This window comes from Amycolatopsis sp. WAC 04197, assembly GCF_003947475.1.
Classification (GTDB): domain Bacteria; phylum Actinomycetota; class Actinomycetes; order Mycobacteriales; family Pseudonocardiaceae; genus Amycolatopsis; species Amycolatopsis japonica.
In genome coordinates this window covers 500,919-519,509 of record NZ_QHJK01000009.1, presented here as the reverse complement: position 1 = coordinate 519,509, position 18,591 = coordinate 500,919, and the positions used below count along the sequence as shown (strand labels likewise).

The following is an 18,591-nucleotide window of genomic DNA, read 5'->3' as shown; positions in this document are numbered from 1 at the left end:
CGCAGTCGGTAGCGGGCCTTGTCCACCCTTTAGAGGGAATGGCGAAACGCATTAACATCTGGAGCCAGAGCATTACGAATTAAAGGGAGGGCCGGAACCGATCGGGGGACGGCTCCGGCCCTGCACCGGGGGTGAATCCGGCTTCGACGGGTATCCTTCCGAAAGCCCATCGGTGCAGCTCGCGGCCCCGCGCCCGTGCCGCGAGCGGATCCGCCGACGCCGGTGAGGGCGGGCGTACCGCGTTGCACAATGCTCAACCTACAACGGCAATCTGCAATTTGCAGGATGAAAATCGACGCGAGGGTGAAAATGGTCGTGTGACCATCTCACCGAATGTGTCTCGGGCTGGTTAGATGTGCTTCGTGCGGGGTTGCTGAACACTGTTCTCCTCGCCGTGTCGCGATCGGTGTTGCTCGGACAGCCTGTGGAGGTGCCGTGATGACGAGGGGTCAGGGACCCACCGTGCGCCGCCGGAGACTGGCGAGCGAACTGAGGCGGTTGCGCGAGGCGGCCGACCTCACCATCGACGAGGTGAGCGAGAAGCTCGAATGCTCGGCCTCGAAGGTCAGCCGGATCGAGACGGGGCATGTCGGCGTCACCCCGCGCGACGCGCGCGACATGCTTGAGCTGTACGGCATCGCCGGTGACGAGCAGGAGGCGCTCGTCCAGCTGGCCAGGGAGGCCCGCAAACGCGGCTGGTGGCACGCGTACAACGAGGTGTTCACCGGCACCTTCGTCGGCCTGGAGGCGGACGCGAGTTCGCTGCGCGCGTTCCAGGCGCTCCTGGTGCCGGGCCTGCTGCAGACCGAGCGCTACGCCAAGGCCGTGATCAGGGCGATGCGGCCCGACGCCGAGGACGCCGAGATCAGGCGCCGGGTCGCGGCGAGGATGGCGCGGCAGGAGCTGCTGACCGATCCCTCGCCCCCGGAGTACTGGGCCGTCATCGACGAAGCGGTCCTGCACCGCGTGGTCGACGGGCCCGAGGTGATGGCGGAACAGCTGTACCGGATGGTCGCGATGGCTGCCCAGCCGAACGTCACCGTCCAGATCGTGCCGTTCGGCGCGGGTGCCCATCCCGGGATGGAGGGTCCGTTCCTCATCATGGGCTTCCCCGAACTGGCCGACACCGACGTGGTCTACGTCGACAGCACCTCCAGCGGGCTCTACCTGGAGGAACCCCCGGACGTCCGGCGATACGCGTTGATGTTCGACCATCTCCGCGCCGCCGCGTTGAAGCCGGACGACTCGGTCGAGGTGATCGCCGAGGCCGCCGGGAGGTTCGCCGAACAGGCGGCCCTTCCGGAGAAGTCCCTGGAAACAAGTAAGGAGTGGGGAGCATGACGCCCAACGATGACCTTTCCCAGGCCCGGTGGTTCAAGAGCAGCCACAGCGGTGGCGGCAACGACTGCGTGGAGGTCGCCTTCACCGGTGACGGTGCCGCGCTGAGGGACTCCAAGGACCCTGAGGGAGGTGCCTTCCGCCTCTCGCCGCAGGCTTGGCGCGGGCTGCTCGGCGCGGTGCGCACGAGTGGCCCCGATCACGGCTAGAGCCCCTCGAACTCGACCCCTTACGCCCCCCGAGCAGGGGATGGGCCGGCGTAAGGGGTCGAATCACGTCCGGGTGTAGGTGATCACCCGATGCCTCAGGGCACCCCTCAGGACGAATCTCGTCACTACCAACGAGGCAGTGAGTTCCTAAGGGGAAAAGATGAACACGAACGACGCCCTCCTCACCGGCGTACTGGCCGAGGTCGAATACCGGAGGGAGGCGCTGCAGCGAGCGGGCCGCAGCATGTGGGTCGAGCGGGCCCGCCGGGCGAGCAAGCGGATCCGCGCGCACCGCGCCGAAGTCCAGGTGCCCGCCCAGGAGCGCCGCGAGGCCCGGCAGGTGCCCGCCCGCAGCGGCGACATCACCCGGTAGAGGTCGAGTGCGATGAAGCTCTCGGCGAAAACACAGGCGAAGTTGTCGGTCCGGTAGGCAAGAATGCACCTCGTGCCCCGTCTTGGCTCCGGAATCCCGATCGTCGCCCGCACACAGGAGATGCGGCAGCTCCGCGCCGCCTTCGCCCGTGCAGAACGGGCCGAGGCCGGTGCGGTGCTGCTCTCCGGTGACGCCGGCGTCGGCAAGACCCGCCTGCTGACCGCGCTCGGCGAGTACGCCGCGGGCGCGGGCGCCCTGGTGCTCACCGGGCGCTGTATCGACGTCCATGAGGGCGGTCTTCCTTATCTTCCGTTCGCCGAGGCGCTGGCGCCGCTGGCGACGACCTCCGATCCCGCGGTCACCGCCGCGGTCCGGGCCCGGCCGGCGCTGGGCAGGCTGCTCCCGCAGATGCAGCAGGCGGAGGACTACCCCGCCATCGAAGACGGTCAGCTCACCGCGAGCGAACGGGTGTCGACGCAACGGCTCGGTCCCGAGCAGGACCTCGGCCAGCTCCAGCTGTTCGACGCGGTACTGGGGGTGCTGACCGTCATCGCTCAGCGCCGGCCCGTGGTGATCCTCCTGGAGGATCTGCACTGGGCCGACGGCTCCACCCGGAACCTGCTGTCCTTCCTCTTGACGAGGCTGCGCACCCAGCGGCTGCTGGTGGTGGCGAGCTATCGCGAGGAGGACGTCCACCGGCGGCATCCGCTCCGCGCGCTGCTGTCCGAGGTGGTCCGGCTGGGCGCGGTCGAACGCGTCGAGGTCAAGCCGTTCGGCGCCGAGGACGCGCGCGCCTTCGTCGAGGCCTTGGCCGACGAGCCGATCGGCCAGGACATGATCGCCGACATCGTCTCCCGGTCCGAGGGCAATCCGTTCTTCGTCGAGGAGCTGCTGGCGTCGGCGAAGGACTGCCGCGAACTCCCCGCCGGGCTGGCCGAAGTGCTCCTCGCCAGGGTGGAACAGCTTTCCCAGATCACGCGCCGGGTGCTGCGCGTGGTCTCGGTCGCCAAGGATTCGGTGGCGCACGCCGCGCTCGCGGAGATCTCCGGGCTGGACGAGCTCGAACTCGACGAGGCGTTGCGCGAGGCCGTGCAGCATCACGTTTTGGTGATCGAGAACGGTTTCTACACCTTCCGCCACGCGTTGCTGCAGGAAGCGGTGTACGGCGACCTGCTGCCGGGCGAGCGGGTGCGGATGCACGCGGCGTACGCGGCCCGCATCCGGAACCGGACCCAGGGCCGGGGCCAGCACGCGCGGCTCGCGCACCACAGCCTGGAGAGCAAGGACTTCGTCACCGCGCTGGCCGCGTTGCTGCGCGCGATGGACGAGGCGGAGAAGCTGGGCGCACCCGGTTCCGCGTTGCGGCACGTCGAGCAGGCACTGTCCATTTGGGACGCCGTGCCCGCGGCGGACCGCCCGTCGGACGTCGACGAGCTCCGCCTCCTGCACGAGGCGTCGTATTTCGCGAGCACGTCGGGCGAGCCGGAGCGCGCGGTCGCCTATTCGCGCTCCGCGACCGAGGCCCTCGGCCCGGACACCGGCAACGAACGGGCCGCCAAGGTCTGGCGACGGCACGCGGAGGCGCTGCTTTCGGTCGACGGCACGCTCGACGAGGTCGTCGAGGCGATCGACAAGGCCTGGGAACTGGTCGAACACACCGAGGCGAGTGCCGCGCGGGCCTGGGTGCTCGCGACCCGCGCCGGGATCCTGCGGCTGATCGACCGGCACGACGAGGCCCTGCGGTGCGCGCTGGCCGCGGTCGCGGACGCCAGGGCCGTCGGCGCGGGCGGGGCGGAGGCGGCGGCGCTGGTCTCCCTCGGGACGCTGGCCGATTCGGCGGGCGACGTCGAGCTCGCGCGGGAGCGGCTGCGCGAGGCCGAGCGGAAGGCGAGGGATTCCGGCGCGCTGAACGGTGAGCTGCGGGCGCTGCACTTCCTCGGGCTGAGCTACGACGACCGCGCCGAGATCCGGTCCGCGCTGAAGTACTACGCCAAGGGCATCCAGCGGGCCAAGGAGACCGGGCTGACCTGGAGCTCGTTCGGCATCGAGCTACGGACCAAACACCTCACGCTGCGGTACGTCAGCGGGGATTGGCCGGAAGACGACGACGCCGGCCGCGCGGGCCGCGGGGTGTCGAGTGTCGTCGCCGGACGGTTCCTGGGGATCTGGGCGCAGTTCGTCGTCGGCCGGGGCCGGTTCGCGGACGCGGACAAGATCCTGCCGAGCCTCCGTCAGCATTGGAGCGCGGATTACTCGATCGCGCTCGCGTCAGCCGACGCCGCCATCCAGCTCGCGTCGTGGCGGAAGGACTACGCGGGCGCGGTGCGGCAGGCGCGGGAACTGATCGACTGGCTCGAAGAGGTCGAACCCGCGGTGCTCGGCGGGATCCGGATCAGCGTGCACGGTCTCGCGGCGGCCGTCGCCCAGGCCGCCGAAGCGCGAGTGCGCGGCGATCTGGTGACGGCCGAGGCCGCGGTGGAAGCCGGCGAGAAGCTGCTCGCCCACGGCCGCCACTGCGCCGAACACGGCATCCCGCGTTCGGTGTCGCTCGGCCCGGAGGCGCTGGCGTGGCTCGCCCGGCTGGAGGCGCTCGGCGCCTGCCTGCGCGGCGCGGGGGATCCGGCGTTGTGGGCGAAGGCGGTCGAGGCGTTCGGGTACGGCGCGGTGTACGAGCAGGCGATGTGCCGCCTGCAGCACGCGAAATCCCTGCTGGCCTCGGACGGCGACACCGCGCTCGCCGCGTCGGAGCTGCTGGCCGCGCACGCGGTGGCCGACCGGCTGGGCGCCTGCCCGTTGCGTGAAGCCGTCCGGGAGCTCAGCCACCGGGCGCGCGTCGAGCTTCCCGGCGAGGCCGTGGCGCCGCGTCGTGACGTCGTCGACCCGCTGACCGACCGGGAACGGGACGTGCTGGAGCGCGTCGCGCTCGGCCGGACCAACCGGCAGGTCGGCGAAGAGCTGTACATCAGCGAGAAGACGGTGAGCGTCCACCTCTCGCGCGTGATGGCGAAACTCGGCGCGAGCCGCCGGGCCGAGGCCGTCGCGATCGCCTACGACCGAGGCATCCTGGCGGCCCCCACGTCTTCCTCTTAGCCGCATTTCGTCCTCTGAACGCGATCCTTGCGCGTGGCAAGTACCGCAATCAGAGGACGAAATGCGGGAGGGGGATCAGCGGCGGGGGAGGCGGCGGAGGGCCTTCAGGCTCGTGCTGAGGGCTCGCACCCACAGCTTCGGCGGGATTCCCTTGCCGGGGCGCAGCGGCATCCCGCGCTGCACCGCGATCGCCTGGGCCTCGGTGTACTTGAGCAGCCCTTCGGCGCCGTTGCGCCGTCCGACACCGGACTCCTTCATCCCGCCCATCGGCAGGCCCACGGTCCCGAAGGTCGCCGCGAAGCCTTCGTTGACGTTGACGGTCCCGGCCTTCAGCCGCGCCGCGACCTCCCAGCCCGCCCGGCCGTTGCGCGACCAGACGCTCGCGTTCAGCCCGAACTTCGTGTCGTTGGCGCGTTCGATCGCGTCGGTGACGTCGGTGTAGCCGTAGATCGACACGACCGGCCCGAAGGTCTCCTCGGCGAACAGCTTGACGTCCTCGGTGACGTCGGTGAGCACGGTCGGCTCGTAGAACAGCGGGCCCAGGTCGGGCCGGGCCTTGCCGCCGGTGAGCACCTTCGCGCCCTTGGACCGGGCGTCCTCGACGTGCGCCGACACCGTCTCCAGCTGGGCCTCGGAGGTCAGGGAGCCCATCTGCGCCTGGTAATCCAGCGCACCGCCGAGCCGCAGCGCGGCGGTCTTGGCGACGAAGGCGCGGGTGAACTCCTCGCGGATCGACTCGTGGACGTAGATGCGCTCGACCGAGACGCACAGCTGCCCCGCGGAGGAGAAGCACGCGGTCACCGCGCCCGCGGCGGTCTTGGCGATGTCCGCGTCGGGCAGCACGATCATCGGGTTCTTGCCGCCGAGCTCCAGCGAGTAGCTCGTCAGCCGCTCCGCCACCTTCGCGGCGAGCCCCTTGCCCGTGGGCGTGGATCCGGTGAAGCACAGGTAGTCGGATTCCTCGACCAGGGCGTCGCCGATCTGCGAACCCCGGCCGAGCACGATCTGCCAGACCCCGGCGGGCAGCCCGGCCTCCTCGGCGACCTCCTGCAGCCACAGCGCCGAAAGCGCGGTCTGGTTGTCCGGCTTCTGCACGACGGCGTTGCCCGCCGCGAGCGCGGGCAGGACGTCCATCGCGGTCAGCGCGAGCGGGTAGTTCCACGGCGAGATGATCCCGACGACGCCCTTGGGGTGCCGGATCTCGCCGACCTTCGTCAGCACCGGGATCAGCCCGGCGGCGCGGCGCGGCGAAAGGAACTTCGCGCTGTGCTTGCCGTAGTAGGCGGCCACGAGGGCGGTGGCACTGACCTCGTCGAAGGCGTCCATCCGGGCTTTGCCCGCCTCGATCTGCACGAGGTCGAGCGCCTCTTCCTGGCGCTTCAGGACCAGGTCGTGCAGGCGGATCAGGATGCGCTGGCGGTCTTCGACCGGCCGCTCGGCCCACGCGCGCTGAGCCTCCCGCGCCTGGTCGAACACGGCGCGGACGTCGGCGTCGGTGGCCTGGGGCAGCGTCGCGATCGGCTGCCCGGTGAAGGGCGCGCGCATCTGGACCGGCGCGGAGTCCGCGCCGCCCACGACCCGGCGCACGAGCCGCTCCGCCCTCGCCATCGCGGGGGCGCCGGGGACGTCGCCGATGGTGGCCGGTCCTTCGGTGTGGTGGCCCGCGCTCGCCGGTGTCGTGCTCGTCATGCCGTCTCCGTTCCATGCCGCGCGGAGCCGGGGAGGCGCCACGCAGAGCCCAGGTGTTACCGACGAGTACAGCATACTGCCGGTATGGAGACTGTCCACCGCTGATATGAATAAGTTTCACATATTATCGGGTCGTGGGGGATTGTCCGGGGACGGGCGAAGGATGTCCTGCTGCTGCAGCGCGGAGCCCGCGGGTGGGGTCGGGGGAGACGGCGGCTCGTAGGGCTGAGGCTGCTGTTGCTGCGGATACTGCTGCTGAGGGACGCCGGGCGCGTAAGGCGGGTACGCCACCGGGTAAGAGGCCTGCCGGGGCGGTGCCGGTTCACGCCGGTTGGCCACGATCGCCAGCCCGATGGTGAGCAACGCCACGAGCCCGCCCGCGAGCAGGATCCAAAAACCGCTGCCGGTCCCATAACGCGAGACGAAGCGGCCGGTGTCCTGTCCGAAGCTGAGGCTCGCCGAGATGTCCATGCCGAGCATCCAGACGCCGATCGCGGTCCCCGCTCCGCCGGCGACCAGCAGTGTCCTCGATGTCGTCGCGGCGATGGAAGCCGAACTCCGCCGGTACGCGGCGAAACCCACCGCGGCCCCCGCGAACAGGGTCAGCGCGGCGGCCGACAGCGGGATGCCGTAGCGGGCGACATGCGTCTTGTCGTAGAACTCCTTCTCCTCGGTCGAAGGTTCGATGTCGAAGGTCCGCGTCCAGCCGGTTTCGGCGAGCTTCGTCACCGGCTTGCCCTCGGAAAGCTGTTCGTACGTCGACTGCGGGAGAAAAGTCGCGAGAAGGACCAGCAGACCGGCGAAAACCCCCATCATCGCGGCGAAAAGGCGGGGGAGCCGGGCGTCGGACGGCGGGCGCGGCGTGGCGGCGGGCGGGATTGCGCCGAACGGGCCAGTCGGTTGGTACGGCTGCTGCTGCGGCGCGCTCATGGTCGGCTCCTCCGCCGGTTTTTGGTGGCCAGCAAGGAATTCCACCACGAATCGGCCGAGGAGATAAGTGTCACCAGTGCTCTGGTCAACCGCTTTCGCGCCTGCTACGAGGGGAGTTTCGGCCAAGCCGTGGCCGCCAGCGCCCTGGCGACGCCGCACGCGTCCGGCGCCCGCACGGCGAGAACGGCGTGCTCGACCTGATCCCGGCTCGCGTCCGGGCCGCCGATGTGGCCGGTCAGAATCGTGCAGCCGTCGCCGGCCTCCTGCACCAAAGACCTGTGCCCGCCCACCGTTTCCTCGTGGACGCCCGCCGCGGCCTTCGGGCGCGGGCCGAGGCCGAACTCCAGTCGCACGAGCCGTTCCGCGTCCTCCTCGCCCCAGCGGCAGGAGTGCCGGGACAGGTCGCCTTTCCCGGTGACGGCGGCGCCCAGCCGGGCGGAGACCTCGGCATCGGACCACAAGGCGGTGCAGGCGGTCAGCCGTGCCAGGGAATCGCCGCGGTACTCGAAATGTTTCGCCCGTTTGCCCGCGGCGAGGGCCCTAACGGCGGTTTCGGCGGTTTTCGTCGCCACGGCGAGCGCGTCGGGTCCGGCGCCTTCACCGGATTCGAAGAACGTGCCGATGCGCAAGGAGGTGTCGTCGGCGAAGAGCAAGTGGAGGACGGGCTGCCCTTGGAGGTCCGTGCGGACCACGCGCAGGCCGCGGGGAAGCGAGGGCTCGCCGACCGGGGGTGGCGCCGGTGAGACGTTCGTTCGCCCGGTCGTCCGGGAAACCGAAACTGACCAGGGTCCTCCCGGACTGGAACGAGCAGGCGCCCATGCTGGGCATCGGGACCGACGCCGGCCGCTGGGTCTTCTCGATGTCGGCGAAGTCCAGCAGGCCGCAGAAGTCCACGGTCGTGGGATCGCCGAGCGCTTCGTGAAGTGTCAAAGGGCCTGAAGACAAAGGTTCCGGTGCGGCCGCGCACCCGGTGAGAATCAGGACGGCGGCGGACAGCACGGCGAACACCCTCGGTCTCCCCATGGGCGAAGCCTACGGTGAAGTGTCCTCGTACAACATGACCGCGACGCGCTTCCACTCGTCGAGCAATTGCCGGCGCCGCTGGGGATCGCCGCCGAGTTCGGCGTCCAGCGCCAGCCCTCGGGTGAGGTTCACGGTCAGCCAGAAGAGGATCTCCGCGCGTTCCTTCGGGAGATCGCCGGCGACCGCGGTGACGTGCTCCAGCGTCGAGCGGCCCAGCGCCCGGTCGACCGGCCGGATCGCCTCGCGGAGTTCGGGATCGGTGCGCGCCGCGACCCACAGTTCCGTGGCGGCCGTGGACAGCGTGCCCGAATAGCCCTCCCACAGCAGGTCGATCGCCGCCGCGACGCCCGAGGCGCCGCCGGGGAGCGCCGAAATCGACGTCGCGAGGCGTCCGCGCAACTTCTCCGTCAGATGCTCGACGGCCGCGGCCATGAGTTCGGCCTTCGCGGAGAAGTGGTGCTGGACGGCGCCCTTCGAGACACCCGCGCGGGCGCAGATCTCCTGCACCGAGGTGCGCGCGTAGCCGAGGTCGACGAGGCAGTCGATGGTCGCGTCGAGCAGTGCGGTGCGGGTCTGCTCCCGACGCTCGGCCTGGGTGCGGTGGGTCCTGCCGAGCACACTCACCGGATCCGACCCCCTTTACGTGCAGCTCGGTACGGATGTACATTCCGAATGGAACTTACATCCTAAGCGTCATGTTTTCCAGGTCCGATCAGGAGGCGTTGGCCGTGCCCTTGCAGATCCAGAAGAGTTCGTGGAGCACGACGGAGCTCGAAGACCTCCGGGACCTCGCCCGGACCTTCTGCCAGAAGGAACTCGCGCCGAACCAGGAGCGCTGGGCGGCCGAGAAGAAGGTCGACCGCGAGCTGTGGACGAAGGCGGGCGAGGTCGGTCTGCTGGCACTGTCCATCCCGGAGGAGTACGGCGGTGGCGGCGGCACGTTCGCCCACGAGGCCGTGCTCTACGAGGAGCAGGCACGGTCCGGTGACAGCGCCTGGGGTGTCACCGTCCACAATGGAATCGTCGCGCACTACATCCTGGAGTACGCGAACGAAGAGCAGAAGAAGGCGTGGCTGCCGAAATTCGCCTCCGGCGAGATGGTCGGCGCGGTCGCGATGACCGAACCCGGCACGGGTTCGGACCTGCAGGGCATCAAGACCCGCGCGGTGCGCGACGGCGACCACTACGTGATCAACGGCGCGAAGACGTTCATCACCAACGGTTTCCACGCCGATCTCGTCGTCGTCGCGGTGAAGACCGACCCGGACGCGGGCGCGCAGGGTGTCTCGCTGATCGCCGTCGAGACCGACACGCCGGGCTTCAGCCGCGGCCGCGTCCTCGACAAAATCGGACTCAAGGGCCAGGACACCGCGGAGCTGAACTTCGACGACGTCCGCGTCCCCGCCGCCAACCTCCTCGGCGCGCAGGAAGGTCTCGGCTTCATCCAGCTCATGCAGCAGCTGCCGCAGGAACGGCTGATCATCGCCGTCACCGCGGTCGCCGGGATGGAGGCCGCGATCGACCAGACCATCGCCTACACCAAGGACCGCCAGGCCTTCGGCCGCCCGGTCTACAACTTCCAGAACACCAAGTTCAAACTCGCCGAGGCCGCGACCGAGGCCGCGGTGTCCCGCGCCTTCCTCGACCAGTGCATCGAACGGCATCTGCGCAAGGAACTCGACGTGCAGGGCGCGGCGATGGCGAAGCTGTGGACCACCGAACGGGTCAACAAGGTCGTCGACGACTGCCTGCAGCTCTTCGGCGGCTACGGCTACATGACCGAGTACCCGATCGCGCGGGCGTGGGCCGACATCCGGATCTCCCGGATCTTCGGCGGCACCAGCGAGATCATGAAGGAAATCATCTCCCGCACGCTCTGAGCGGAACCGTTGGCGTAGGAAGGAAAGACGTGGCGAAGAAGGCCGGCCCGCTGAGCGGGCTCAAGGTCGTCGAACTGGCCGGGCTCGCCCCGGCGCCGTTCGCCTGCACGATCCTCGCCGATCTCGGCGCGGAGGTCGTCCGGATCGACCGGGCGACACCGGGCAACGACGTCATCGGGTTCCCGAACGATCCGCTCGCCCGCGGCAGGCGGTCGATCGGGATCAACACCAAGACCCCCGAGGGCGTCGAACTGGTGCTGAAACTCGCCGACGACGCCGACGTGCTCATCGAGGGTTTCCGCCCCGGCGTCGCCGAGCGGATGGGCATCGGACCGGAACAGGTCCACGCCCGTAACCCGCGGCTGGTCTACGGCCGGATGACCGGCTACGGCCAGGACGGCCCGCTGGCGACTGTCGCCGGGCACGACATCAACTACATCGGCATCTCCGGCGCGCTCGAACCCATCGGGCACGCCGGGCAGCGGCCGGTGGTGCCGCTCAACCTCGTCGGTGACTTCGGCGGCGGTGGCCTCCTGCTCGCGATGGGCGTGCTGGCGGCGCTGTTCGAACGCCAGACGTCGGGCAAGGGCCAGGTGGTCGATGCGTCCATGGTGGACGGTGCGGCGCTGCTGACCACCAGCCTGCACGGCCTGCTGGATTCCGGGCTGTGGTCCGGCGGGCGCGGCGAGAACATGCTCGACGGCGGCGCGCCGTTCTACGACACCTACGAGACCGCCGACGGCAAGTACGTCGCCATCGGCGCGATCGAGATGCGGTTCTGGGGCGATCTGGTGAAGGTGCTCGGGCTCGACCCCGAGGAGACACCGGTCCACGTCGACAAGAACGAGTGGCCGAAGCTGCGCAAGATCGTCGCCGAGGCCGTCGCGAAGCACACTCGCGACGAACTGGTGGCGAAGGCCGAGGGCACCGACGCGTGCCTGACGGCGGTGCTCTCCCCGAAGGAGGCGCCGTCGCATCCGCACAACGTCGCGCGGAAGACGTTCGTCGACGTCGGCGGCATGCTGCAGCCGGCGCCCGCGCCGAGGTTCGACCGCACGCCGGCCGAGACGCCGGAACCGCCGCGGCCCAAGGGCGGCGACACCGCCGAGGTCCTCGCCGAACTCGGCGTGGACGCCGACGGGATCGAACGGCTCCGGGCCGCGGGCACCATCGCGTGAGCTGAAGGACGCTCTGCCCGCATGAGACGCGGTGAAAGCGTCCTTCGCCGCGTCTCATGCGGTGAAGGACGCTTTCAGCCCACGTCGAGATCGGACCGCAGCACCGAATAGAGGACGTGGTCGCGCCAGGCCCCGTCCCGGAACCCGTAGCCGCGCAGCACGCCCTCCCTGGTGAAGCCCGCCTTCGCCAGGGAGCGCTGCTCGGCGACGTTGTCGACCTCCGTCGACGCTTCGACCCGGTTCATCTGCGTGTGCGCGAAGAGGTAGCGGACCAGCAGCCGCTGGGCCTCGGTGCCGTAGCCGTGGCCGCGTGCCTCGGGGATGAGCACGAGCCCGGCGTTCCAGCAGTACGACGTCGACCCGGTCCTGGTCTTGTGCCACGACACGAACCCGAGCCGCTGCCCGTCGAGATCGATCATCAGCATCCCGTTGTCCGCCGCGAGCATGCCGGTCTCCGACCAGCGGCGGCGCAGGAAATGCGGGTCGTGCCAGCCGTGCCACTCGAACGGGCCCGCGGCCCGTGGGTCGTTCGTGAGCGCTTCGAGCATCGGCAGGTCTTCTTCGGACACCGGTCTGAGCGCGACTCCGGTTTCTGTCATCCGACAGACCCTAGGACGGATCGCGCTCGAAACTGCCGTGACGCCCCGCGCCGTCACTGAACCGGCCGGCGCCCGCGACAGCCTCCTCGGCGAGCCCTCCGCCGATCAGCGCGTTCGAGAACTCGGCTCGCATCGCCTCGTCTTCGGTGAGTCCGTACTGGCCGTACGCGGATTTGCGATCCGCGCGCAGACACGCCTGGGGGAACGCGGCCAGTTCGCGCGCGAGCGCTTGCGCGGCGGTCAAGGCCTCGCCGTCCGGCACGACCCGGTTCGCAAGTCCGATGGCGAGCGCCTCGTCGGCGTCGACCGGCCTGCCGGTGAGGATCAGGTCCATCGCCCGCGAATGGCCGATCAGGCGGGGGAGGCGCACCGTGCCGCCGTCGATGAGCGGCACGCCCCAGCGGCGGCAGAAGACGCCGAAGACGGCCGTGGTGTCGGCGACCCGCAGATCGCACCACAGCGCCAGCTCCAGTCCTCCCGCGACGGCGTGCCCGCGGACCGCGGCGATCACCGGTTTCGACAGGGACATCCGCGTCGGGCCCATCGGCCCGTCACCCGCCGGGCTGAGGGAGTTGGTGCGGTCGGTGCCGACGGCCTTCAGATCGGCTCCGGCGCAGAAGGCGTCACCCGAACCGGTGAGGACGGCGACCGCGGCTTCCTCGTCCGTGTCGAACGCGCGGAACGCGTCCGCGAGCGCGGCCGCGGTCGGCCCGTCCACCGCGTTGCGGGACGCGGGCCGGTTCAGCGTGATCGTCGTCACCGGCCCTTCCCGGTGGACGAGAACGTTTTCGCTCATCGATCGCTCCCTCAGGCGGATACGGGTGGGCAACAGGGCCCGATTCTCCTTAAAGTGGTGACAAAGTCCGCAGTGCGCGCGGAGTCATCGTCTGGACACTACGGTGTGATGGGATGGAGCCATGTCGCCCGGCTTGAAGAAATTCGTTGTGATCGCCGTCGTCGCGCTCGTGCTCTTCTTTCTGATCAGCAGGCCGACGCAATCCGCCGATGCCGTCCACACCGCGCTCGGCTGGCTCCGGTCCGGTGCCGAAGCCATCGTGACCTTCGTCCGGAGCCTCTTCTCCTGACCCTCGTCCCCGTGATCACCGGTGTCCTCGGCGACGCCGGTGATCACCGTGCGCAGCCACCTGCGGTTATCACTCAGTGTCACCCGTCTCGGATTTCGGTCGGACGACTCGACCATCCGGGTGGATTGCCCCCGAAAACCCGCTGGTCGACGAATTCGTGCCCTGGAAGCTCTGGCGGAAAAGACCTCCGCGCCCCTACGGTGCTCACATTGCGTGATCGGTTGGTCCTCCAGGCGCCGGAGCCGGCCTCCTGGGCGAGGAGTTTCCGCAGGTGCAAGCCCCAGGGCAGCGGGAACTTCCAGCCGGGCAAGTAAGTCAGGACTTGTCAGTCGGGGAATCATGAGGAGGCAGGGATGACCGGAGATCCCGGAGTCGATGCGTTGATCCGGCAGTGGGCGGCCGAGCGTGAGCAGACCCCCGAGGAGCAGGAGGCCGACCGGATCGCGTCGGCGTGGCTGGCCGACGTGCCCAGGCAGGCTCCCGGAATCCCCGGCCAGCGTCAGCAGTCCGGCCAGGCGCGCTGGGCGCCGGTCGAGGCCGCCGACCCCGGCTACCTCGACGCCATGAGCCGCCGTCTCCCGGAGGTCCCGCAGGACCTGCTCGTCGCGGCCGCCGGCTGGTGGCAGATGGTGGGCGGCGTCGCCGAGGCCGAAGCCTGGTGGGACGCCGGGATCAGCCCGCTCGACCAGCGTGCGCTCGACTACCGCGCGGCCGGGCTCGCCCCGTCCGACCTGAGCCGCCGTCTCGGCCCGATGACCGTTTTGCAGCACCTTCGCCGCGGCAGCGCCCCGGCCTGGTGCGTCGCGCGGCTGGCGAGGCAGCAGAAGTCCGCCTGATGAGAACTTCTCGCACGCGCGGGTGAACCGGCGTGGCAAGGGCGATCTCGGCTACCGCGTAACGCTAACCTGCGCGGGCTCGTTGTTCGAGCATCGGTCGTGATCGCCGCCCACGCTGGAGGACTCGCTTCGTGCGCACCACCCCGGAAAACGACGAGCTCGTCGACGACCCGGCCACGCCCGCTCCGCCACGCCGCGGGGTGGGCGCCGCCGTGTTCGGCAGGCTGGTGATCGTGCTGGCCGTGCTCGGCCTCGCCGGGGGCGGGATCTGGCTGGTGACCAAGGCGTCCGCCCCGGTCGCGAGCCCCACGACGATGGAGATCCCCGCGCTGCAGGTCAAGGCGGCGGACGTCAAACCCGGTTCGGTCGCCCCGGTCAATGCCACCCTCGCGGGTGGTGCCGCCCAGCAGACCTCGCCGCAGCAGGCGCAGCCGAAACCGGGCAAGGACCCGCTGACCGCCTGGACCGAGCGGGCGGCCCAGGCCACCGGTATCCCGGCCAGGGCGCTGCTCGCCTACGGCAACGCCGAACTGGCGATGCGGCAGATGCAGCCCAATTGCAAGATCTCGTGGGCGACCCTGGCGGGTATCGGCCGGATCGAGTCGAACCACGGCCAGTACGGCGGCGCCGTCCTCGGCCAGGACGGACGGCCGTCGAAGCCCATCATCGGCGTCCCGCTCGACGGGTCGCCCGGGGTGAAGGCGATCGGCGACACCGACGGCGGCCAGTTCGACGGCGACGCGGCCGTCGACCGCGCGGTCGGCCCCATGCAGTTCATCCCCAGCACCTGGCGCCGGTACGCCGCCGACGGCAACCGCGACGGCGTCGGCGACCCGCAGCAGATCGACGACGCGACGCTGGCCGCGGCGCGCTACCTGTGCGTGAACAACCGCGACATGTCGGCTGCCTCGGGCTGGTGGCAGGGGATCCTGTCGTACAACAACTCGACCGAGTACGCGCAGAAGGTCTTCGGGCTGGCGGACGGCTACGCGAAGTCCGTGGCCGCCGCCTCGTGAGTGGTAAGGACGGTTAGGGCCAATCCTGTCCTCTGGCCTGCGGTCGGGTACCTGGGTGCCGGCCTTGACCGGGGTTGCGAAAGCCACTTTCGCAACGTTGAAGGTTGCGAAAGTGGCTTTCGCGACACCCGTAGGTAGCCAAGACACCCTTGGTTATTGAGGGGTAAGTCCGGTTTCGCGGGGAGTCGTGAGTGGCAAAGAGGGTTAGAACGAGCATCGCCACTCACGACCCCGGGTCGAAGGCTCCCTGCGTCGGACGCGGCCAAGGGAGCCTTCGACCCGGCGGAGGCCTCGATCGCGAACACGACACGTTTGACTTGCCCCTCAATAGAACCGTCCTTACCACTCACGAGACCGGACCCGGGACCAAGGTCCCGAACGCCCAGGTCGGCGACGATTCGCCGCGCACCCAGTGCTAGCGTCGATGTGTGTCCGCTTCGCCCGTCCTCCTGCGCCGCCTCGGCATCGCCGTCGTCTGCCTGGTGAGCCTGGCGCTGTGCTGCGGGCTCGCCTGGTGGCAGTGGGAGCGGTTCTCCTCGGCCAGCGGGACGTTCCAGAACCTCGGCTACGTCCTGCAGTGGCCGCTGTTCGGGCTGTTCCCCGCGTTCATGTTCTGGCGGATCCGCAAGCTCCGCCGCCGTGCCGCCGAGGCCGACGCCCAGGAGACGGTGGCCGAGACCGCCGTGCCCGAGGTGCCCGCGCCCCGGCAGCGGCGTGCCCCGGTGCCGCCGCCCCCCGAGGACGACGAGCTCGCCGCGTACAACAGGTACCTGCGCGAACTCAACGCCCGCGACAAGTAGTCCCCAGAGAGGTTCGAGACCCTATGACCACCCGAACTGACGACGCCGCCCCGGCCCGCCCGGTCTCGCTGGGCGGACCGCTGATCCGGTTCCGCGTCGCGGCGTACGCCACCGGTGTGGCCCTTCTCGGGCTGGTCGTCGAGATGCTGCTGCAGTACGTCTTCCGCGTGGAACTTCCCCAGTTCGTGAAGATGATCCCCATGGTCCACGGCGGGCTCTACCTGATCTACCTGCTGCTCGCGGTCGACCTCGCGATCAAGGCCCGCTGGTCGATGAAGGGCACCCTGCTCGTGCTGATCGCGGGCTGCATCCCGTTCTTCTCGTTCGTGATGGAGCGCAAGGTCACGCACAAGGTCCAGGCGGGCGCGAAGCTCTAAGCCCGGCGCCGGAAGGTCAGTGCCACCAGGAAGGACAACGCCGTCACCACGGCGGCGACGGTGAAGGCCGAGGTCATCCCGTCGACGGTGGTCTCGGCCGGATCTCCGGACGGGGTGCGGGTCACCGCGCCGAACACGGTGATCAGGATCGCCAGTCCCAAGGTCGCCCCGACCTGCTGCAATGTCTGCAACGCGCCGCCCGCGGCACCGGCGTCGTCGGTGGGCACGGTCGCCATGATGATCACGCTGAGCGGGGAGAACGCCAGCCCCGCGCCGACGCCCATCAGCAGCATCGGCCCCAGCAGATGTGAGAAGTAGCCGCTGTCCGTGGCGAGCGTGGTCAGCCAGACGACCCCGCCGGTCATCAGCGCGGTCCCGGCGAGCGCGAGCGGTTTCGGCCCGAACCGCGGGAGCAGCTTCGGGATCAGCCTGCTCATCAGGAACATGCAGACCGCCATCGGCAGGAACGCGAAGCCGGTCTCCAACGCGGCGAAACCCGCGATGTCCTGCAGGAACTGGGTCAGGAAGAAGAACATCGACATCATCGCCATCGGCCCGAGGAAGAAGTTGACGTAGGCCGCGGCACGGTCGCGTTCGGCGAACAGGCGCAACGGGATCAACGGCTCGCTCACCCTGGTTTCGATGGTGACGAAGGCGGCCAGCAAGGCCAGCCCGGCGGCGAGGCTGCCGAGGGTGATCGTGTCGCCCCAGCCGTGCGAAGCGGCGTGGGTGAAGGCGAAGACGAGCGAGCCGACACCGAGGGTGCCGGTGAACGCGCCGGGAAGGTCCAGCCGGGCGCGCCGCCGGGGCGGATCGGCCACGTACCGCGAGGTGAGCAGGACGATCGCGAGCCCGAACGGGACGTTGATGTACAGCGCCGCCCGCCACGAGATCCATTCGGTCAGCAGCCCGCCGAGCAGCAGGCCGATCGCGAAACCGCTGCTGGACATCGCCGAGAACAACGCCAGCGCGCGTACCCGCGCCTTGGCTTCGGTGAACGTGCTGGTGATCAGCGCCAGCGTGCTCGGCCCGGCGAGCGCGGCGCCGACACCCTGCGCGACCCGGGCGGCGATCAGCAGTTCCGCCGAGCCGGCGAGGCCACCGAGCAGGGAGGCGGCGGTGAACACGGCCGCGCCGGCGACGAAGGTCCGGCGACGGCCGAACAGGTCGCCCGCCCGGCCGCCGAGCAGCAGCAGGCCGCCGAAGACCAGGCTGTACGCCGTCATCACCCAGGACAGGCCGGTGTCGGTGAAGCCCAGTTCGGACTGGATGCGGGGGAGCGCGACGTTCATCACCGTCGCGTCGAGGATGAGCATGAGCTGGCAGGTCAGGATGATCGGGAGGACCAGCCGGTGTGGAGTCGGTGGGGACCCGGCCGTCTCCGGCCTAGGCTCGGCACGCAGGGTTCGTTCGGTCAAGGAATACTCCAAAGACGTAACGAGATGAAGCGGAGAGACTCTCCACTTGAGGTCGTGAGCGATGATATGGAGACGCTCTCCGCTTACGCAAGTGAATTCGGAGAACGTCTCCGTTTTCGTCGCCCGAGGAGGTGCAGATGGTCACGGCCGATCCGGCCCGCCCCATGCGTGCGGACGCGCGGCGCAACTACGAGCGCATCGTGGCCGTGGCGAAGGAGGCGTTCACCGCCGACGGCGTGGACGTGCCCGCCGACGACATCGCCAAACGCGCCGGGGTCGGCGCGGGCACGCTGTACCGGCACTTCCCGACGCGCGACAAGCTGATCGAGGCCGTCTACCGCGACGAGATCGACGGGCTGGCGCAGCAGGCGTACGACCTGCTCGACGAGTTGCCGCCGGGGAAGGCGCTCGAGACGTGGCTGGCCACGCACGTCGTCTACGTGGTCGAAAAGCACGGCCTCGCGATGACGCTCAAGGCGTCGGTCGACGCCGGCTCCGAGGTCTTCGGCTGGTGTCAGGCACGGTTGCGGGCCGCGGCCGACACGATCGTGAAGGCGGCGCAGGACGAGGGAGTGCTCCGGGCCGACGTCGCCGGTGTCGACATCCTGCGGCTCGGGCACGGACTGGGCTCGGCGGCGAGCAAGGCTTCGGAGGAGGACACGAAGCGGCTTCTCACGATCGTGCTGGACGGTCTCCGGATGTCATGAAAGGGTCGTTCAGGACGAAAGATGTCCTGAACGACCCTTTCAT

General features: G+C 69.7%; 20 protein-coding genes. 13 read left to right on the top strand and 7 right to left on the bottom strand.

Going from position 1 to position 18,591, the window contains the following annotated elements; genetic code table 11:
- The first annotated feature begins 438 nt into the window (after positions 1–438).
- The 4 genes from DMC64_RS32455 to DMC64_RS32440 all read left to right on the top strand — a co-directional run bounded on the left by DMC64_RS32455 (position 439) and on the right by DMC64_RS32440 (position 5,010).
- Positions 439–1,341, top strand: a complete 903-nt coding sequence (locus DMC64_RS32455) for a helix-turn-helix transcriptional regulator (protein ID WP_037343399.1) — start codon at positions 439–441, stop codon at positions 1,339–1,341.
- Entirely contained in the window at positions 1,338–1,547 is a 210-nt protein-coding gene (locus DMC64_RS32450) for a DUF397 domain-containing protein (RefSeq protein WP_037343401.1), read from the top strand. Before DMC64_RS32455 ends, DMC64_RS32450 begins: the two co-directional genes overlap by 4 nt.
- Positions 1,548–1,707: 160 nt before the next feature.
- Positions 1,708–1,920, top strand: coding sequence for a hypothetical protein (locus DMC64_RS32445; RefSeq protein ID WP_125736570.1), 213 nt, complete (start codon positions 1,708–1,710; stop codon positions 1,918–1,920).
- A gap of 63 nt (positions 1,921–1,983) precedes the next feature.
- Positions 1,984–5,010: a helix-turn-helix transcriptional regulator gene (locus tag DMC64_RS32440; RefSeq protein ID WP_125736569.1), complete on the top strand. Its 3,027-nt coding sequence runs from the start codon at positions 1,984–1,986 to the stop codon at positions 5,008–5,010.
- Positions 5,011–5,085: 75 nt separating this feature from the next.
- On the opposite strand, the gene DMC64_RS32435 is transcribed toward DMC64_RS32440, so the two are convergent.
- From DMC64_RS32435 to DMC64_RS43375, 3 genes are all read right to left on the bottom strand, one after another.
- Entirely contained in the window at positions 5,086–6,699 is a 1,614-nt protein-coding gene (locus DMC64_RS32435; RefSeq protein WP_125736568.1) for a succinic semialdehyde dehydrogenase, read from the bottom strand.
- 117 nt (positions 6,700–6,816) lie between these two features.
- On the bottom strand, positions 6,817–7,629 hold the full coding sequence (locus tag DMC64_RS32430; RefSeq protein WP_125736567.1) for a hypothetical protein: 813 nt from the start codon (positions 7,627–7,629) through the stop codon (positions 6,817–6,819).
- Between the two features lie 104 nt (positions 7,630–7,733).
- The gene (locus DMC64_RS43375) at positions 7,734–8,321 is read right to left on the bottom strand and encodes a hypothetical protein (RefSeq protein ID WP_233629889.1); all 588 of its coding nucleotides are present in this window, start codon (positions 8,319–8,321) and stop codon (positions 7,734–7,736) included.
- Positions 8,322–8,368: 47 nt separating this feature from the next.
- Between DMC64_RS43375 and DMC64_RS43370 the strand changes: the two genes are divergently transcribed.
- Positions 8,369–8,551 carry a hypothetical protein gene (locus DMC64_RS43370; protein WP_233629888.1) on the top strand — a complete coding sequence of 61 codons (183 nt, stop codon included), beginning with the start codon at positions 8,369–8,371 and terminating at the stop codon, positions 8,549–8,551.
- 110 nt (positions 8,552–8,661) lie between these two features.
- On the opposite strand, the gene DMC64_RS32420 is transcribed toward DMC64_RS43370, so the two are convergent.
- The gene (locus tag DMC64_RS32420; RefSeq protein ID WP_037343410.1) at positions 8,662–9,276 is read right to left on the bottom strand and encodes a TetR/AcrR family transcriptional regulator; all 615 of its coding nucleotides are present in this window, start codon (positions 9,274–9,276) and stop codon (positions 8,662–8,664) included.
- 104 nt (positions 9,277–9,380) lie between these two features.
- On the opposite strand from DMC64_RS32420, the gene DMC64_RS32415 reads away from it, so the two are divergent.
- Complete coding sequence (locus DMC64_RS32415) at positions 9,381–10,532, top strand: acyl-CoA dehydrogenase family protein (RefSeq protein ID WP_037343499.1); 1,152 nt, start codon at positions 9,381–9,383, stop codon at positions 10,530–10,532.
- A 29-nt stretch (positions 10,533–10,561) separates the two neighbouring features.
- Positions 10,562–11,710, top strand: coding sequence for a CaiB/BaiF CoA-transferase family protein (locus DMC64_RS32410; protein WP_037343411.1), 1,149 nt, complete (start codon positions 10,562–10,564; stop codon positions 11,708–11,710).
- 74 nt (positions 11,711–11,784) lie between these two features.
- Here the strand turns inward: DMC64_RS32410 and DMC64_RS32405 are convergent, their stop codons facing one another.
- Both DMC64_RS32405 and DMC64_RS32400 read right to left on the bottom strand, forming a co-directional pair.
- Complete coding sequence (locus tag DMC64_RS32405) at positions 11,785–12,309, bottom strand: GNAT family N-acetyltransferase (RefSeq protein ID WP_125736566.1); 525 nt, start codon at positions 12,307–12,309, stop codon at positions 11,785–11,787.
- Positions 12,310–12,319: 10 nt separating this feature from the next.
- Positions 12,320–13,105, bottom strand: a complete 786-nt coding sequence (locus tag DMC64_RS32400) for a crotonase/enoyl-CoA hydratase family protein (protein WP_125736565.1) — start codon at positions 13,103–13,105, stop codon at positions 12,320–12,322.
- A gap of 133 nt (positions 13,106–13,238) precedes the next feature.
- On the opposite strand from DMC64_RS32400, the gene DMC64_RS43035 reads away from it, so the two are divergent.
- From DMC64_RS43035 to DMC64_RS32380, 5 genes are all read left to right on the top strand, one after another.
- Positions 13,239–13,394, top strand: coding sequence for a hypothetical protein (locus DMC64_RS43035; RefSeq protein WP_162182762.1), 156 nt, complete (start codon positions 13,239–13,241; stop codon positions 13,392–13,394).
- 353 nt (positions 13,395–13,747) lie between these two features.
- Entirely contained in the window at positions 13,748–14,230 is a 483-nt protein-coding gene (locus tag DMC64_RS32395) for a hypothetical protein (protein ID WP_037343415.1), read from the top strand.
- Positions 14,231–14,361: 131 nt separating this feature from the next.
- On the top strand, positions 14,362–15,246 hold the full coding sequence (locus DMC64_RS32390; protein WP_037343417.1) for a lytic transglycosylase domain-containing protein: 885 nt from the start codon (positions 14,362–14,364) through the stop codon (positions 15,244–15,246).
- 428 nt (positions 15,247–15,674) lie between these two features.
- Positions 15,675–16,046, top strand: a complete 372-nt coding sequence (locus DMC64_RS32385) for a hypothetical protein (RefSeq protein WP_037343419.1) — start codon at positions 15,675–15,677, stop codon at positions 16,044–16,046.
- Between the two features lie 23 nt (positions 16,047–16,069).
- Positions 16,070–16,423 carry a DUF3817 domain-containing protein gene (locus tag DMC64_RS32380; RefSeq protein WP_005166062.1) on the top strand — a complete coding sequence of 118 codons (354 nt, stop codon included), beginning with the start codon at positions 16,070–16,072 and terminating at the stop codon, positions 16,421–16,423.
- On the opposite strand, the gene DMC64_RS32375 is transcribed toward DMC64_RS32380, so the two are convergent.
- Positions 16,420–17,841, bottom strand: a complete 1,422-nt coding sequence (locus DMC64_RS32375) for an MFS transporter (RefSeq protein WP_125736564.1) — start codon at positions 17,839–17,841, stop codon at positions 16,420–16,422. The two genes, DMC64_RS32380 and DMC64_RS32375, sit on opposite strands and share 4 nt — an antisense overlap.
- Before the next feature lie 137 nt (positions 17,842–17,978).
- Between DMC64_RS32375 and DMC64_RS32370 the strand changes: the two genes are divergently transcribed.
- Complete coding sequence (locus DMC64_RS32370; RefSeq protein ID WP_125736563.1) at positions 17,979–18,548, top strand: TetR/AcrR family transcriptional regulator; 570 nt, start codon at positions 17,979–17,981, stop codon at positions 18,546–18,548.
- Positions 18,549–18,591: the final 43 nt, after the last annotated feature.

Coding starts and splice junctions, on each gene's coding strand:
- DMC64_RS32370 (WP_125736563.1), top strand. CDS start 17,979: ATGGTCACGGCCGATCCGGCCCGCCCCATGCGTGCGGACGCGCGGCGC.
- DMC64_RS32395 (WP_037343415.1), top strand. CDS start 13,748: ATGACCGGAGATCCCGGAGTCGATGCGTTGATCCGGCAGTGGGCGGCC.
- DMC64_RS32405 (WP_125736566.1), bottom strand. CDS start 12,309: ATGACAGAAACCGGAGTCGCGCTCAGACCGGTGTCCGAAGAAGACCTG.
- DMC64_RS32430 (WP_125736567.1), bottom strand. CDS start 7,629: ATGAGCGCGCCGCAGCAGCAGCCGTACCAACCGACTGGCCCGTTCGGC.
- DMC64_RS32455 (WP_037343399.1), top strand. CDS start 439: ATGACGAGGGGTCAGGGACCCACCGTGCGCCGCCGGAGACTGGCGAGC.
- DMC64_RS32440 (WP_125736569.1), top strand. CDS start 1,984: ATGCACCTCGTGCCCCGTCTTGGCTCCGGAATCCCGATCGTCGCCCGC.
- DMC64_RS32450 (WP_037343401.1), top strand. CDS start 1,338: ATGACGCCCAACGATGACCTTTCCCAGGCCCGGTGGTTCAAGAGCAGC.
- DMC64_RS32445 (WP_125736570.1), top strand. CDS start 1,708: ATGAACACGAACGACGCCCTCCTCACCGGCGTACTGGCCGAGGTCGAA.
- DMC64_RS32380 (WP_005166062.1), top strand. CDS start 16,070: ATGACCACCCGAACTGACGACGCCGCCCCGGCCCGCCCGGTCTCGCTG.
- DMC64_RS32435 (WP_125736568.1), bottom strand. CDS start 6,699: ATGACGAGCACGACACCGGCGAGCGCGGGCCACCACACCGAAGGACCG.
- DMC64_RS32400 (WP_125736565.1), bottom strand. CDS start 13,105: ATGAGCGAAAACGTTCTCGTCCACCGGGAAGGGCCGGTGACGACGATC.